Origin of the sequence: Loktanella sp. DSM 29012 (assembly GCF_900110705.1) — a bacterium.
Classification (GTDB): Bacteria; Pseudomonadota; Alphaproteobacteria; order Rhodobacterales; family Rhodobacteraceae; genus Loktanella; species Loktanella gaetbuli.
In genome coordinates, this window is sequence record NZ_FOEJ01000001.1 from 643,048 (window position 1) to 657,250 (window position 14,203).

The 14,203-nt window shown below is 62.1% G+C and carries 14 protein-coding genes; 1 reads left to right on the plus strand and 13 read right to left on the minus strand.

Going from position 1 to position 14,203, the window contains the following annotated elements:
* From BMX27_RS03200 to trpS, 10 genes are all read right to left on the minus strand, one after another.
* Complete coding sequence (locus BMX27_RS03200) at positions 1 to 1,587, minus strand: ABC transporter ATP-binding protein (RefSeq protein WP_090158423.1); 1,587 nt, start codon at positions 1,585 to 1,587, stop codon at positions 1 to 3.
* On the minus strand, positions 1,584 to 1,943 hold the full coding sequence (locus BMX27_RS03205) for a hypothetical protein (RefSeq protein WP_090158424.1): 360 nt from the start codon (positions 1,941 to 1,943) through the stop codon (positions 1,584 to 1,586). The genes BMX27_RS03200 and BMX27_RS03205 overlap by 4 nt, the downstream gene beginning before the upstream one ends.
* A gap of 76 nt (positions 1,944 to 2,019) precedes the next feature.
* Positions 2,020 to 3,015 (minus strand): BMP family lipoprotein, encoded by a 996-nt coding sequence (locus BMX27_RS03210; RefSeq protein ID WP_090158425.1) that lies wholly within the window; start codon positions 3,013 to 3,015, stop codon positions 2,020 to 2,022.
* Positions 3,016 to 3,188: 173 nt separating this feature from the next.
* Positions 3,189 to 3,605, minus strand: coding sequence for a GNAT family N-acetyltransferase (locus tag BMX27_RS03215; protein ID WP_090158426.1), 417 nt, complete (start codon positions 3,603 to 3,605; stop codon positions 3,189 to 3,191).
* Positions 3,602 to 4,234 carry a tRNA (adenosine(37)-N6)-threonylcarbamoyltransferase complex dimerization subunit type 1 TsaB gene (tsaB, locus tag BMX27_RS03220; RefSeq protein WP_256212378.1) on the minus strand — a complete coding sequence of 211 codons (633 nt, stop codon included), beginning with the start codon at positions 4,232 to 4,234 and terminating at the stop codon, positions 3,602 to 3,604. The genes BMX27_RS03215 and tsaB overlap by 4 nt, the downstream gene beginning before the upstream one ends.
* A complete protein-coding gene (locus tag BMX27_RS03225; protein ID WP_090158427.1) occupies positions 4,231 to 4,515 on the minus strand; it encodes a DUF6958 family protein in 285 nt (94 codons plus the stop codon). The genes tsaB and BMX27_RS03225 overlap by 4 nt, the downstream gene beginning before the upstream one ends.
* Positions 4,515 to 5,078, minus strand: coding sequence for a NifU family protein (locus BMX27_RS03230; RefSeq protein WP_090158428.1), 564 nt, complete (start codon positions 5,076 to 5,078; stop codon positions 4,515 to 4,517). Before BMX27_RS03230 ends, BMX27_RS03225 begins: the two co-directional genes overlap by 1 nt.
* 79 nt (positions 5,079 to 5,157) lie before the next feature.
* Positions 5,158 to 5,613: a universal stress protein gene (locus BMX27_RS03235; RefSeq protein WP_056032381.1), complete on the minus strand. Its 456-nt coding sequence runs from the start codon at positions 5,611 to 5,613 to the stop codon at positions 5,158 to 5,160.
* 53 nt (positions 5,614 to 5,666) lie between these two features.
* Positions 5,667 to 6,533, minus strand: a complete 867-nt coding sequence (locus tag BMX27_RS03240) for a branched-chain amino acid aminotransferase (protein WP_090158429.1) — start codon at positions 6,531 to 6,533, stop codon at positions 5,667 to 5,669.
* A 193-nt stretch (positions 6,534 to 6,726) separates the two neighbouring features.
* Positions 6,727 to 7,740: a tryptophan--tRNA ligase gene (gene trpS / locus BMX27_RS03245; protein WP_090158430.1), complete on the minus strand. Its 1,014-nt coding sequence runs from the start codon at positions 7,738 to 7,740 to the stop codon at positions 6,727 to 6,729.
* A gap of 86 nt (positions 7,741 to 7,826) precedes the next feature.
* Here trpS and BMX27_RS03250 point away from each other — a divergent pair, with 86 nt between their 5' ends.
* Positions 7,827 to 8,504 (plus strand): rhomboid family intramembrane serine protease, encoded by a 678-nt coding sequence (locus BMX27_RS03250; RefSeq protein ID WP_090158431.1) that lies wholly within the window; start codon positions 7,827 to 7,829, stop codon positions 8,502 to 8,504.
* Here BMX27_RS03250 and murJ read toward each other — a convergent pair.
* Genes murJ through BMX27_RS03265 form a run of 3 tightly spaced genes read right to left on the minus strand, consistent with a single transcriptional unit; the run spans position 8,501 to position 14,090 of the window.
* Positions 8,501 to 10,087 (minus strand): murein biosynthesis integral membrane protein MurJ, encoded by a 1,587-nt coding sequence (gene murJ, locus BMX27_RS03255; RefSeq protein WP_090158432.1) that lies wholly within the window; start codon positions 10,085 to 10,087, stop codon positions 8,501 to 8,503. The two genes, BMX27_RS03250 and murJ, sit on opposite strands and share 4 nt — an antisense overlap.
* A gap of 27 nt (positions 10,088 to 10,114) precedes the next feature.
* The gene (locus tag BMX27_RS03260; protein ID WP_090158433.1) at positions 10,115 to 12,943 is read right to left on the minus strand and encodes a [protein-PII] uridylyltransferase; all 2,829 of its coding nucleotides are present in this window, start codon (positions 12,941 to 12,943) and stop codon (positions 10,115 to 10,117) included.
* The gene (locus BMX27_RS03265) at positions 12,888 to 14,090 is read right to left on the minus strand and encodes a penicillin-binding protein activator (protein ID WP_226748881.1); all 1,203 of its coding nucleotides are present in this window, start codon (positions 14,088 to 14,090) and stop codon (positions 12,888 to 12,890) included. The genes BMX27_RS03260 and BMX27_RS03265 overlap by 56 nt, the downstream gene beginning before the upstream one ends.
* Positions 14,091 to 14,203 lie beyond the last annotated feature (113 nt).

Here is a 14,203-nt window from a genome sequence, read left to right on the forward strand (position 1 = left end):
TCAGACCTTTCCCGTTCCGGCATGTGCCAGGTTTTCTTCGATATCTTTCACGCTGACCTGTGATGGATTTCCGGTCATGCCCGCCATCAACAGGCCCAGTTCCTTTTCGTCGGTCTGCGCGGGGTCGCGTTCGCCCATGATGTGACCGTCGAACATGACTGCAATCCGGTCGGACAGCGCGAGGATTTCTTCCAGTTCGACAGACACGAGCAGGATCGCCTTGCCCTGATCGCGCAAGGCGACGATCTGCTGATGGATGAATTCGATCGCGCCGATATCCACGCCGCGCGTGGGCTGACCGATCAGCAGCAGGTCGGGGTTACGCTCGATCTCGCGGGCCAGTACGATCTTCTGCTGATTTCCGCCCGAAAAGTTCTTGGCCGCCAGCTTGGGATCCGGGGGACGGACGTCAAAGCGTTCCATCTTTTCGGTGGTATCTTGCAGGATCGCGGCGTTGTTCATGAACAGGCCGTTGCGATATTTGGCGTCGTGGTGATAGCCGAACGCGGTGTTTTCCCAGGCTGCGTAATCCATGATCAGACCCTCGGCCTGCCGGTCCTCGGGCACATGGGCGATGCCGCGCCGCCGCCTGCTTTGTCCGTCGGATTTCTGTCCTGTCAGGTCGATCGGTGTGCCGTTGACGGTGATCTTTCCCGATGCCTTTTCGTAGCCGCCCAGAACCTCCAGCAATTCGGACTGACCATTGCCGGCCACCCCCGCAATCCCCAGGATTTCACCCGCTCGCACGTTGAAACTGATGCCCTTGACCCGGTGAACACCCTTGGCGTCGGTCACGTTCAGGTTCTGCACATCCAGAATCACATCGCCGGGTCGGGCGGGGGCTTTTTCCACCCGCAACAACACCTTGCGCCCGACCATCAGTTCGGCCAGTTCCTGCGGGCTGGTATCGACCGTTTTGACAGTCGCTGTCATCTCGCCTCGGCGCATGACGCTGACCGTGTCGGTAATGTCCATGATTTCGCGCAGTTTATGCGTGATCAGGATGATCGTCTTGCCCTCGCGACGCAGGTTTTCGAGGATGCGGAACAGGTGATCTGCCTCGGCCGGGGTCAGCACGCCGGTCGGTTCATCAAGGATCAGAATGTCCGCCTGCCTATACAGCGCCTTGAGGATTTCGACCCGCTGCTGCATGCCCACGCCGATATCCTCGACAATCGCATCGGGGTCGACGTTCAATTCGTATTCGTCCGCCAGCGCCTTGAGTTCGCGTCGCGCGCGCGACAGCGACGGACGCAACAGGCCGCTGTCCTCTGCCCCGAGGATGATGTTTTCCAGAACGGTGAAATTCTCGACCAGCTTGAAATGCTGGAACACCATGCCGATGCCTGCCGCGATGGCGGCCTGGCTGTCGGGGATATCCGTTTTGGTACCGCCGATGAAAATCTCGCCTTTGTCGGCTTTGTAGAATCCATAGAGGATGCTCATCAGGGTCGATTTGCCTGCGCCGTTTTCACCGATGATCCCGTGGATCGTGCCGGGCATGACGCGAATGCTGATGTCCTTGTTGGCCTGAACGGGCCCGAACGCCTTGGAAATGCCCTTGAGTTCGATAGCAGGTGCGGTCATTGCGCCAGCCCTCCTGCGCCGGCAAATCCGGCGAGCGTCGTCACCTGGCCTGTTGCGTTCAGTGCCGCGAAATAGGTGCCGTGCTGTGCCCAATCGCCACCATCGCCGAATCCGACGATGCTGCGGGCGAATCCGTTCTGCTCTTCGGTCTGGATCACCCCGGCGGTCCAGCCGGGTGCCATCTGCGCATACATGCCGACATAGTCGACCAACGTGTCCAGTGTCGTGAGGTGTCCCGGGCTGCGCGGGTCGCAATAGACGAAATTGTCGGCCATGCAGGCCGCAATGGTCGCGCGGCGTTTCGCGGCGTCCGTTTCGCCCCATGCAGCAAAGAAATCGGCGATGCGGTCTGTCATGACATCCCTTTTATTTTACGCATTGGGGCCGCGCCGATAATCGGCACGGCCCCGGGTCTTGGCCTGATCGGCTGTCTTAGAACGACAGGGCCGGGCAGGATTCATCGGACATATAGTCGTGAACCGTGATGTCGCCTGCAATGATCTGCTCTGCTGCCGCGTCCACGGCAGCCTGCATGTCAGCGCTGACCAGTTCGGCGTTGAATTCGTCCATGGCGTAGCCGACACCTTCTTGCTCCAGACCCAGGGCCTGAATGCCGGGCTCGACGGCTTCACCCGCCATGAAGGAGTTGTAGACGGCATTGTCCACGCGCTTGAGCATGGATGTCAGCACGGAACCGGGGTGCATGTAGTTCTGGTTCGCGTCAACGCCGATACCCAGCATGTCGTTGTCGGCAGCAGCCTGAAGAACGCCGACACCGGTGCCGCCAGCGGCCTGGAACACAACGTCAGAGCCTTGGGATTTCTGCGCCAGCACCAGCTCGGTGCCCTTGACCGGGTCGTTCCATGCGGCCGGTGTGGTACCCGTCATGTTCGCGATGATGGTGACATCGGGGTTTGCGGCCTTGGCACCCTGTGCATAGCCGCAGGCAAATTTGCGGATCAGCGGGATGTCCATGCCACCGACAAAGCTGACGGTGCCGGTCTCAGACGCCATGGCGGCCATCATGCCGACCAGATAGCTGCCCTGCTCTTCGTTGAACACGATGGACTGCACGTTGGGTGCGTCGACCACGGCGTCGATGATGACGAATTTCGTGTCCGGATAGTCGCCAGCCACATCACCCAGCGGTGTTGCGAACGAAAAACCGGCCATGACGATGGGGTTTGCGCCGGACTCAGCGAAACGGCGCAGGGCCTGCTCGCGCTGGGCGTCGGATTGCAATTCCACCTCGGCAAAGGTGCCTCCGGTTTCTTCGGCCCAACGTGTCGCGCCGTTGAACGCCGACTCGTTGAAGGATTTGTCGAACTTGCCGCCAAGGTCAAAGACGATTGCGGGGTCGGCCATCGCCGCACCGGCCGTCAGGGCCAGCGCTGCGGTTGCGCCGAACAGTTTATGCATGAGGGTCATGTCGGTCTCCCGTTGGTTGTTGCGGGCAGTCTGTTGCCGCCCGTCACTGAGGCAAGCAAGGTGGCATTCACCTCGCTTCAGGCAACGATAAGGCAACGGGCGGGGCCGGTGGTCAACCGTTACTTAACGGCGCACCCCTTTTTTTGCCAATCGGTCAAAAAGCAGGCGGAGATTCAAGCGTTCAAGGCTTTTGACAGCACCAGTGCATCGATCGCCGGGCCGTTGGTCCGATCGTAATAGGCGCGTCGCACACCAACCTTTTCGAATCCCAAGCGGTCATAGAGATGACGCGCGGCCAGATTGTCATCGGCCACTTCCAGAAAGGCGGTGTGCGCCCCTTTTTGTTGCCCGGCCAAGAGCAGGGCAAGCACGCATGCCTGCCCCAGACCCTGCCGCTGCATGTCGCGGCGACAGGCCACCGTCAGAATTTCCAGCTCGGGTGCGATGACCCGGCCCATCGCGAACGCGCGGTCGTCCCCAACGGTGATGACCAGTGGGCAGGCCAGCAGGTCCGCAAATTCATCCGCCGACCACGGGCGGTCGCGGTCAAAGGCCGCTGCGTGAACCTGTGCCAGAATTGCGGGCGTCACGGCACGACAACGGGGGGCGCATCGCGCGGTGGTGCTGCATCCGCCGGGCGCAGATACAATGGCGCGGGGCGTGGCTGTGGTATCTGCATCCGGCGGCTTGCGATGATCGCCATGGCGGTTGCGGGCGGCATGGCGGCCGCGATCACCTCACCGAATGCCGCCGCCCCGACATAAGCGGGGCGGATGCCAGCCGGACAGCGGGGGGCTTGCCCGGGCTCCAGAAACTCTGGCGTGCCTCGGGTGGTGGCGTCGAAAAACTGTGCGTAAAACCGGCCGGATCGCGCATCCAGGACCGAAATCACGGGTCCAGTCAGCCCTTCGACCTGTGCCTCGAGGCTGGACACACCGATCGCCGGAATGTTCAGCGCCAGGGCCAGCCCCCGCGCCGCGGCGACGGCGATCCGGATCCCGGTAAAGTTGCCGGGCCCGATACCCACGCCGATTGCATCCAGTCCGGCCCAGTTCAGACCGGCTTCACGCAGCATCTCGTCGAGCATCGGCATCAGATGTTCGGCCTGACCCTTGGACATGGCGTCAATGCGGGTCGTGATGCCTGATGGCGTCATGATGGCAGCAGCGCACTGCGGACCGGATGTGTCGAATGCAAGAACGGTCGCTGTGGCGTTCACACCAGCGACCACGTCAGCGGTTTTGTCGGATGACGTTGCAGTATGTCACGCGCCTCAAGGTCGAGTTGCACGCATTTGAGCCACCAACCCGCCGTGGACCCACCGGGGAACACATCGTCAGGCAGTTGCCGCAGCACACCGGCCTTCATTTGCGCCGCGGTCATGGGTGCCGCTGTGACTGTCGACAACATCGCAGATTTCATCGCGTTGTATTTCGCGGCATCAACCCGGCCCACCTGGCCGGGTTGATTGACGTTCAGGACTTCGACCTTGTCGGCCATCAGGCAGCGACGGGGCGGACTTCGGTCACTTCGGGGATGTAGTGCCGCAGCAGGTTCTCGATACCCATCTTCAGCGTCAGCGTGGACGACGGGCAACCGGCGCAAGCACCCTGCATGTGCAGGTAGACGACGCCGCGTTCGAACCCGTGGAACGTGATGTCGCCGCCATCCTGCGCCACGGCAGGGCGGACGCGGGTGTCCAGCAATTCCTTAATCTGGTCGACGATAGCGCCATCTTCGCCGTCGTGTTCTGCATGGCCGCTGACCGGCTGGTGATCGGCGCCCATGACCGGCTGGCCCGACTGGTAGTGTTCCATGATCGCACCCAGCAACGCGGGTTTGACGTGATCCCATTCCACGTCATCGGCCTTGGTCACGGTCACGAAATCCATGCCAAAGAACACGCCTGTCACGCCGTTCACGGCAAACAGGCGCTGCGCCAGCGGCGATGTGCCCGCTGCATCAGCCGATGGAAAGTCGGCGGTGCCGACCTCCAGCACGGTTTGGCCGGGCAGGAATTTCAGCGTCGCGGGGTTCGGTGTCGATTCGGTCTGGATGAACATGAAAACCGTCCTTTTATGTCAGGTTACCGATATGCGCCCTGTGACGGCCCACGTCAAGGTTTAGAACCGTTCTAAGCATTCAGGTGATGGCGTCCAGTTTTTCTTTTGACAAGTCACCCGGAACGATGGTGATCGGCACGTGGAACGTCCCGGCCTGACGGCTGAGCGCGCTGACCAGCGGGCCGGGTCCCTTGTTGTCGGTGCCCGCGCCCAGCACCAGAACCCCGATTTCCGGGTCCTCGGTAATCTGGGCCATGATCTCGGGCAGCGCCTCGCCTTCTCGGATTACCAGATCGGGGTTCACGTTCTGCCGGTCCCGCATCCACTTGGCAAAGACCTCGAAATGCACCTCGATACGCTCGCGTGCTTCTTCGCGCATGATCTCGCCGACGCCAATCCAGTGGTTGAATTCATCGGGCGGAATGACCGACAGCACCGTGACGCCCGCCCCGGTCTTGGAGGCCCGCATGGCGGCGTATCGCATCGCGTTCAGACATTCGCGGCTGTCATCCAGCACGACCAGAAACTTGCGCATTTCATCCCCCTCTTTGGGCGCATCCTGCCTTTTGCGCCGACATCGTGCAACGGTCAGAGCGTTTCGGACGCGGCCCAGTCCCAATACAATTCCCGCACACGGGCCGTAACAGGCCCGCTGTTGTAGGATCGGTCGTCAAAGGCACTGACCGGCGTGACCTTCATCATGTTGCCCGACAGGAATACCTCATCCGCCGCCCGGAAATCGTCAAAGGTCAGAACCTTTTCGACGACTTCGACGCCATCTGCGCGCAGATTGGTCATGTGCCGGGCACGGGTGATACCGGCCAGAAAGGTGCCGTTGGGGATTGGTGTGAACACCACGCCGTCGCGCACCATGAACACATTGGCGCTGGCGGTTTCCGCCACGTTGCCCATCACATCAGCGACCAGGGCATTGCCGAACCCCTTGGACCGGGCCTCGGCCAGCATGCGGGCGTTGTTGGGATACAGGCAGCCGGCCTTGGCGTTGACGACGTTGTCTTCCATCACCGGACGGCGGAACCGGGTGGTGGTCAGGGTGGTGGATGCGCCCGCCGGTGCCATCGGTATGGCCTCGAGCGATATGGCAAAACCGGTGGATCCTTCCTTGGGAACGATCCCAAGGTCGCCACCATCCAATGCCCAGTACATCGGGCGGATATAGACGGACGTCTGGGGGGAATAGGCGCGCAGTCCTTCGCGGACGATGGCCACCATGTCTGCCGTGCTCACTGTGGGGGTGATCATCAGCGCCTCGGCTGAGCGGTTTACGCGGGCGCAATGTGCCGCCAGATCCGGGACAACGCCGTTGGCGTAACGGGCCCCGTCGAACACCGTTGTCCCCAGCCATGACCCGTGGTCCGCAGCACGCATCACAGCGACGTCCCCGTCGTGCCATGCACCACCGAAATAGGTTCTTATCTGTGTTCCCGTGGCCATGATCACCCCCCTCGTTCGTTTTAAAAGGCCTAGGCCGCAATCGGGCAGAGGTAAAGTGCGGCCGGCTCGCATGGCTGTGCCGATGCGTGACCTGATCAATCGCTGTTTTCAAAATATCCCCGCCGGAGGCCGCCGCCGCAGGATGCGGCGGCCCACCGATTTTTCGCGAAAAATCGGCACCCCGCACCAGGGGTCAGCGCAACAGGCCCACAATTTCATAGGTGCGCGACAGGATCGGCTCTGCGATCGTGCGGGCCCGCTCGGCTCCGTCCGCAAGGATGCGGTCGATCTCTGCGGGGTCGTCCATCAGACGGGTCATCTCGTCCGAAATCGGTGCAAGCCGATCGACCGCCAGATCAGCCAGCGCGGGTTTGAACCGGCCCCAGCCTGCACCTGCATATTCCGTGATCACCGCCTCCGACGTGGTGTCGGACAGCGCGGCGTAGATATCGACCAGGTTGCGCGCCTCCGGCCGGCCTTTCAGCCCGTCCAGCGTGTCGGGCAAAGGTTCGGGGTCGGTCTTGGCCTTCTTAAACTTTTTCGCGATCAGTTCGGCGCCGTCGCGCATGTTGATGCGCTCCATGTCGCTTTCGCCGGATTTCGACATCTTCTTGGACCCGTCGCGCAGGTTCATCACGCGCGTGGCGGGGCCGTCGATCACCGGTTCGGTCATCGGGAAAAAGTCGGTCTTGTAATCGTGGTTGAACTTGGCCGCGATATCGCGCGTCAATTCGACATGCTGTTTCTGGTCCTCGCCCACAGGGACTTGCGTGGCGTGATACAGCAGAATGTCGGCCGCCATCAGCGACGGATAGGCATAAAGGCCAAGCGACACCTTCTCGGCGTTGCTGCCGGCCTTGTCCTTGAACTGCGTCATGCGATTCATCCAGCCGACACGGGCGACGCAGTTGAAAATCCATCCCAACTCGGCGTGCGCCGACACGCGGCTCTGGTTGAACAGGATCGATTGGCTTGGGTCCAGGCCGGCGGCCAGATAGCCTGCTGCAACCTCGCGAGTGGCGTGGCTCAACTCCTTGGGGTCCTGCCAGACGGTGATCGCGTGCAGATCGACCACGCAATACATCGTCTCCATCGCGCCCTGCATGCCAACGAACCGCTTGATCGCGCCAAGGTAGTTGCCCAGCGTCAATCCGCCCGACGGTTTGATCCCGGAAAAGACGCGGGGTGTGAACTGGCTTTGGGTCATGGGATCATCCGGGCTGGTAGGCTGCGATATTTCCGCATACCCATGCCAGAGCACGGCACCATTCGCAACAACCCGAGGCATCCGCCATGGCAATCCAAAGTCCCGTCAACGCCATTCCGCCCGTGGTCACGGCTCTTGTCATGATCGTTGTTGCGGTCGAACTGACCCTGTCAGCGGGTGCGACCGGATTGGTGGGTGGGCCCGGAGGGATCGGCTGGCGGTTGCAGGCCCTGCAGGAATATGCGGTGTCGCCTGCCGTGGTGGATTACGTCGTGATGCGGGGTGACCTGTCGCTGGATCTGCTCAAACGGTTTGTGACCTACGCTTTTGTGCATGGCAGTTTCACCGATGCGCTGTTCGGCGGTGCACTCCTGCTGGCGCTGGGCAAATTCGTGGGCGATGTGTTTCATCCGGCGGCAACGCTGGCGCTGTTTGTGGTTTCGGCGGTGGCGGGGGCATTGGCGTTTGGTCTGGTCGCTGATGGCACGCAACCGCTGTTTGGCGCATATCCGGCGGTCTACGGTTTCATCGGGGCGTTCACCTACATTCTGTGGACCCGGATCGGGCAACAGGGCGGGCAGCAGATCAAGGCGTTTCGCCTGATCGGCTTTTTGCTGGCGCTGCAATTGATCTTTGCGCTGATCTTTGGTGGCACGATGCGGTGGGTCGCGGATCTCGCCGGTTTCGCCGTGGGTTTCGGCGCGTCGATCATCCTCGCGCCGGGCGGATGGCATGCGCTGCTGGTTCGTTTGCGCCAGCGTTAACGCCGCAGCGCCCTGCGAAAGTCCTGTAGTCGAAACGCGCCGATCATCTGACCGATGCCGAAATAGCTGACGATCCCGATTGTGATTAGCACAGCCAGCGCGAGGTAGCGCAGGCCTTCGGTCGCGAGGAACGGGCCCAGCACGACAGCCGCGCCAAACAGCACCACCCCCATCCCGACCGACGCCAGGACAATCCGCCAGATACGTGCACGGAAACGGTCGTCCCACGTCGCGGCGGCCCCCATGCTGCGCGATCCGATCCACAGTTGTGCGACCATGATCCAGCCCACGGCCGTGGTGCCCAATGCCGCGGCGATGAACCCAACGTAGGGGGCAAGCCCCAGCGCGATAACAAGGTTCAACACCATCGCGACCAAGGCATAGATGAACGGTCGCCGCGTATCCTCGCGTGCAAAAAACAACGGTTGCAGGGATTTTTGCAGCACGAACGCGGGCAGGCCCAATCCATAGACCGCGACGGCCAGGGCCGTGGCCATCGTGTCCTCGGGGGTAAAGGCCCCGCGCTGGAACAGCACCGATGTTAGTGGAACGGGGATGACCAGCAGCGCCACTGCTGCCGGCACCGTCAGCGCAAGGCTCAGCTCTGCGGCGCGGTTGAACGCATCGCGCCCGCCCGCCGCATCTCCGGCCCGCAGGCGGCGCGACAGGTCAGGCAGCAGGACAACGCCGATGGCGATGCCGACGACGCCCAGTGGCAGCTGATACAGCCGGTCCGCGTATGACAGCCACGCCACCGCACCGTCAAAGAAACTGGCGACCTGACGGCCCACCAGCAAATTGATCTGGACCACACCGCCGGCCAGTGCGGCAGGGGCCGCGATCATGGCCAGTTTTTTCAATTCCGGGGTCCAGCGCGGCATCCGCAGGGTCATGGTGAAACCCGCACGCGATGCGGCCCACCAGACGATTCCCATCTGCAGGATTCCCCCCAATGGCACCGCCAGCGCAAGGCTGTCACCGATCTGCAGTCCCAGTGCCCGGTCGATACCCATACCAAGGCTGTCAGACATATCCCGTCCCAGCAGGGCAGTGACCAGCATAGCGATGATGAAGACCACGTTCAGGATGACGGGTGCGGCGGCGGCGGCGACAAATCGGCCGGTCGCGTTCAGCACGCCGGACAACAGGGCCGTCAACGAAATGAACATGATGTAGGGAAAGGCGATGCGCCCGTATTCCACCGCCAGATCGAAACGGGCGTCTTCCCGGAAACCGCTGGCCATCGCCGTCACCAGCCACGGCATGAAGATGATCCCCACCACCGTGAACACGGACAGGATCACGGTCATTGCAACGAATGCATCCTGCGCAAAGGCCCGCGCGTCCTCGCCGCCTTCCAGTTTCTTGGAAAACATCGGCACAAAGGCCATGTTGAACGCGCCCTCGGCAAAGAACCGGCGGAACAGGTTCGGCAATGAGAATGCGATGATGAACGCCTGTGCCGCGACCCCTGTGCCCAGATAGCCCGCGATCAGGATGTCGCGGGCAAACCCCATCACGCGGCTGAGCAATGTCCAGATCCCCACGGTGAAAAAGCCGGACATCAGGCGGATGGGTTTCATGGGCTGGGGCCTTCTTTGACTGCGGCGCTACCCTTGCGCCCGTTCCGCGCCACGGTCAATGGCGTGACGCAGCTTGGCTGTCAGCGCCTCGCGCTTGGACTCCGAATGGAACTTCAGCCCGGTGATGTCCTTGACGTAAAAGGTATCGACAGCCTGTTCGCCGTAGGTCGCGATTACGGCGGACGAGATGTAGACGTTGGCATTCGCCAGCGTGCGGGTCAGATCATACAGCAGGCCGGGGCGGTCACGGGTATCCACCTCGATGATCGTGTAGATTTCGGACCCGTCGTTGTCGAATGTGATAACCGTCGGCACCCGGAATGCTCGCATCCGGACCGGCAAAACATCCCGATCCTTGAGTGCGGTGCTTGCCACGACTTCGCCCATCAGGGTGCGCTGGATCATGGAACGCAGACGCGGCAGGCGCGCTTCTTCGTAGGGGCTGCCGTCGGCGTCCTGAATCCAGAAGGCCGCTGTCGCATAACCGTCCTTGGACGTGTAGGTGCGCGCGTCCACGATATTTGCACCGACCAGCGCCAAGGCGCCGTTCATCCGGCTGAACAGGCCCGGATGGTCCACCATCGCAAAACAGGCGCGGGTCGCATCCCTGTCATGGTCCAGCGTCAGGTCCACCCGGATTTCGCTGTCCGAGATGGCGTGCAGCAGATTGGCGAAAACGACATGTGTCGTCAGCGGCAAACCCTGCCAATAGGGCCCGTAGTGACGGTTCATTTCGGTTTTCAGATCAGCGGCGTCCCAGTCCGCCAATGCGTCGCGCAATGCCCGTTTGGCCACCGTTTCGCGGGTTTCGCGGCTGAGGTCTTCCAGCCCGTTGTCCAGTGCGTCACGCGTTGCCGAATACAGGTTGCGCAGCAGCACGGCCTTCCAGTTGTTCCAGGTGCCGGGGCCCACGCCACGAATGTCGCAGACCGTCAGCAACAGCAGCAGGTCCAGACGCTCCTTGGATTTTACCGCCTTCGCAAAGCCGCGCACAGTGCGCGGTTCGGAAATGTCGCGTTTCTGTGCGGTGTCCGACATCAGCAGGTGATTGCGGATCAGCCATTCGACCGTTTCGCATTCCTTTTTCGAGAGCCCCAAGCGCGGCGCGACCTTGCGCGAAATGCGTGCGCCCAGCACCGAATGATCCTCTGGTCGGCCCTTGCCGATGTCATGCAGCAACAGCGCGACATATAGGACCTTGCGATTGACGCCGGCCTCGATGATCTGCGAGGCGACTGGCAATTCCTCGACCAGTTCGCCGCGTTCGATGCGCGACAGGTGGCTGATGACCTGGATGGTATGCTCGTCCACGGTATAGCTGTGATACATGTTGAACTGCATCATCGCCACGATCGGTGCGAATTCCGGCATAAACGTCGCCAGCATGTTCAATTCGTTCATGCGGCGCAGCGCGCGTTCGGGGTTGCCGTATTTCAGCATCAACCGCATGAAAATGCGGTTCGCCTCTGGATCCGCACGGACCGTGTCATCGATCAGGTGCAGGTTGGCTGCAATCAGTCGCATCGCGTCTGGGTGCATCAATGTGCCTGTGCGCATCGCTTCTTCAAAGATGTGCAGCAGGTTCAGCGGATCGGCCAGAAAGGTCTTGGGTCCCGAAACCGTCAGGCGGTTGTGCTTGATCGCAAAGGGCGGTTTCGTCTTGGGCTTGCGGGTCAGCAGACGCTCCAGCATCGGTGCCGCCTTGGCGTGGGTGCGTTCCTGCGCGGTCAGGAAAATGCGCGTCAGATCGCCCACCATGGTTGCATGCCGGAAATAGGCCTGCATGAAATGCTCGACGCCGCGCCGCCCCGCGCGGTCCTGGAACCCCATCGCATCGGCCACCTGGACCTGCATATCGAACGTCAGTTGGTCCTGCGCGCGTCCGGCAATCAGATGCAGATGACAGCGCACGGCCCACAGGAATTCATGGGCCTGACGAAAGGTTTCGTATTCGTCCTGGGTAAAGACCTTGTGCTTGACCAAGTCCGACGCGTCCTGCACGCCGTGGATGTATTTCCCGATCCAATACAGCGATTGCAGGTCGCGCAGGCCGCCTTTGCCTTCCTTGACGTTGGGCTCGACCATGTAGCGCTGGCCGCCCTGCTTCTTGTGGCGCTGACCGCGTTCTTTCAGCTTGGCCTCGATGAAATCGGGGGCTGAGGATTTGAACAGATCGGACCACAGCCGATCGCCCAGCGTCACGGACAGGTCGGCGTCGCCGGTCAGAAAACGGTATTCCACCAGACTCGTCCGGATGGTGTAGTCCTCGCCGGCCAGCCTCAGGCAATCCTTGATCGTGCGGCTGGCGTGACCGACCTTCAGCTTGAGATCCCAGAGCATGTAGAGGCTGGATTCGATGACCGCCTCGGCCCAGGGCGTGATCTTGTAGGGAGTCAGAAACAGCAGGTCGACATCGGAATAGGGTGCCATTTCCCCGCGACCGTAGCCGCCCACGGCGATTACGGACAACCGCTCGCCTTCGGTCGGATTGGGGTTGGGGTGCAGGCGGTTGCGGGCCACGTCCAGCACCGCGCAAACAAGACAATCGGTCAGCCAGCTGTAAGCGCGTGTCGTGGGGTTGGCGCGAAACGGATGATCCAGAAATGCCGCGCGGATTGCGGCGCGCCCGTTCTTTTGCGCATCCTTGAGAATGCCGACAACAGCTGTGCGCAACGCGCGGTCATCAACTGCGTTCTCGCTCGCTGCTGCAATCTGGTCTGCGACGGCGGGGGCATCGAAAATCGACGACGCCGGCAGGATCAGATCCTCCGGCGTCGTGTTCAGTCCGGTCGGCGCGGGCCTAGCTGCCAGCACGGCCAAAGCTGCGCGGTGCGTTTTCAAGGATGACGACGGCATTGTTCCGCACCGTTGCGACAGACAGGGCGCGTTCGTTCGTGCCGTCGGCGCGCAGCCTGAACACGCCCGAGGTTCCCATGAAGCCCTGGCGTTGCGTCAATGCCGCCTTGGTCAGTGCGTCGGACCGGCCCTGGGCCACCAATGCGCCGATGGCTGCGATTCCGTCATAGGCGAGACCTGCGAGGGGGTGGGGCTGACCGCCGTAGACGCTGCTGTAGCGCGCCTCGAAGTTGCTGGACATGGCGCGATCAGGCACCGCGAACAGCCCGCCCTGAAGACCGGGCAGCGCCAGCGCCTGCGGTGCTGCATCCCAGCGCGTCAGACCCAGATACCGTGTGTCCGCAGGGTTGATCCCGGCCTCTGGCAGGGCTGTCGCCAACAACGGCAGGTCGGCATTGACACCTGCCGTCAGGAACACGGCGTCGGCACCGTTTGATTTGACCGTGGCTGCGACTTGCCCGGCAGATGCGGTGATGCCCTGCTGGCTCAGCGGATAGCTGGCGATACCTGCCACGCTGGCACCATTTGCCTGAACCGCACGGGCGATCGCATCACGACCGACCTGTCCGGCCAGATCGTCACCGTGCACGATGCCGATCCGGCTGATGCCCTGACCGCTGGCATAACGCACCAGGCGGTCGGCTGTGTTTTCAAAGGTTGCCCCAAGGACGAAAACGTTGCCGCCCGCGATGGTGGTGTTGTTCGAAAAGGCCAGCACATTCACATTGCGCGGTGCCACGGCGACACCTGCGGCATTGGCCGCGTCGGCGAACAGCGGGCCCAGAATGATCTTGGCGCCTTCGTCCACGGCACGGGTGGCGACGGCCGCCGCCTGCGCCGAATCGGACCCCGAGTTGTAGACCCGCAGGTCGATGCTGACTCCGTCGAGGTCGCTGATCGCCATGCGCGCCGCGTTTTCGAGGCTGGAGGCAATCGCCTGATTTGCGCCCTGCGTGGATCCGCCGGGCACCAGCAAAGCCACCTGAACAGGTGCACTTGCGTCAATGGTCTGGCCGGTGTCCTGCGTCATGCCGACGGTGCCGACGGGGACACAGGCACCCATCCACATCAATCCAACGGTTGCAGTCACATAGGCGGCAGCACGGCGCAACCGTGATGTCATCAATGAAGGGGCGGCAGCGGTCATGGCAATTCCTAACATCTGTGGCGGGCGTTGCGGTATCGGCGTTGTCCTTAACGTCCATAGGCCGCATTGTCGCCCTTTAACGCTATCATAAGGCGAGAGCCGGACGGGTCTAG

Excerpts from the sequence above, each read along its gene's own strand:
- BMX27_RS03200 (WP_090158423.1), bottom strand. The coding sequence starts at position 1,587 with ATGACCGCACCTGCTATCGAACTCAAGGGCATTTCCAAGGCGTTCGGG.
- BMX27_RS03205 (WP_090158424.1), bottom strand. The coding sequence starts at position 1,943 with ATGACAGACCGCATCGCCGATTTCTTTGCTGCATGGGGCGAAACGGAC.
- BMX27_RS03210 (WP_090158425.1), bottom strand. The coding sequence starts at position 3,015 with ATGACCCTCATGCATAAACTGTTCGGCGCAACCGCAGCGCTGGCCCTG.
- BMX27_RS03225 (WP_090158427.1), bottom strand. The coding sequence starts at position 4,515 with ATGGCCGACAAGGTCGAAGTCCTGAACGTCAATCAACCCGGCCAGGTG.
- BMX27_RS03230 (WP_090158428.1), bottom strand. The coding sequence starts at position 5,078 with ATGTTCATCCAGACCGAATCGACACCGAACCCCGCGACGCTGAAATTC.
- BMX27_RS03235 (WP_056032381.1), bottom strand. The coding sequence starts at position 5,613 with ATGCGCAAGTTTCTGGTCGTGCTGGATGACAGCCGCGAATGTCTGAAC.
- BMX27_RS03240 (WP_090158429.1), bottom strand. The coding sequence starts at position 6,533 with ATGGCCACGGGAACACAGATAAGAACCTATTTCGGTGGTGCATGGCAC.
- trpS (WP_090158430.1), bottom strand. The coding sequence starts at position 7,740 with ATGACCCAAAGCCAGTTCACACCCCGCGTCTTTTCCGGGATCAAACCG.
- BMX27_RS03250 (WP_090158431.1), top strand. The coding sequence starts at position 7,827 with ATGGCAATCCAAAGTCCCGTCAACGCCATTCCGCCCGTGGTCACGGCT.
- murJ (WP_090158432.1), bottom strand. The coding sequence starts at position 10,087 with ATGAAACCCATCCGCCTGATGTCCGGCTTTTTCACCGTGGGGATCTGG.
- BMX27_RS03260 (WP_090158433.1), bottom strand. The coding sequence starts at position 12,943 with ATGCCGTCGTCATCCTTGAAAACGCACCGCGCAGCTTTGGCCGTGCTG.
- BMX27_RS03265 (WP_226748881.1), bottom strand. The coding sequence starts at position 14,090 with ATGACCGCTGCCGCCCCTTCATTGATGACATCACGGTTGCGCCGTGCT.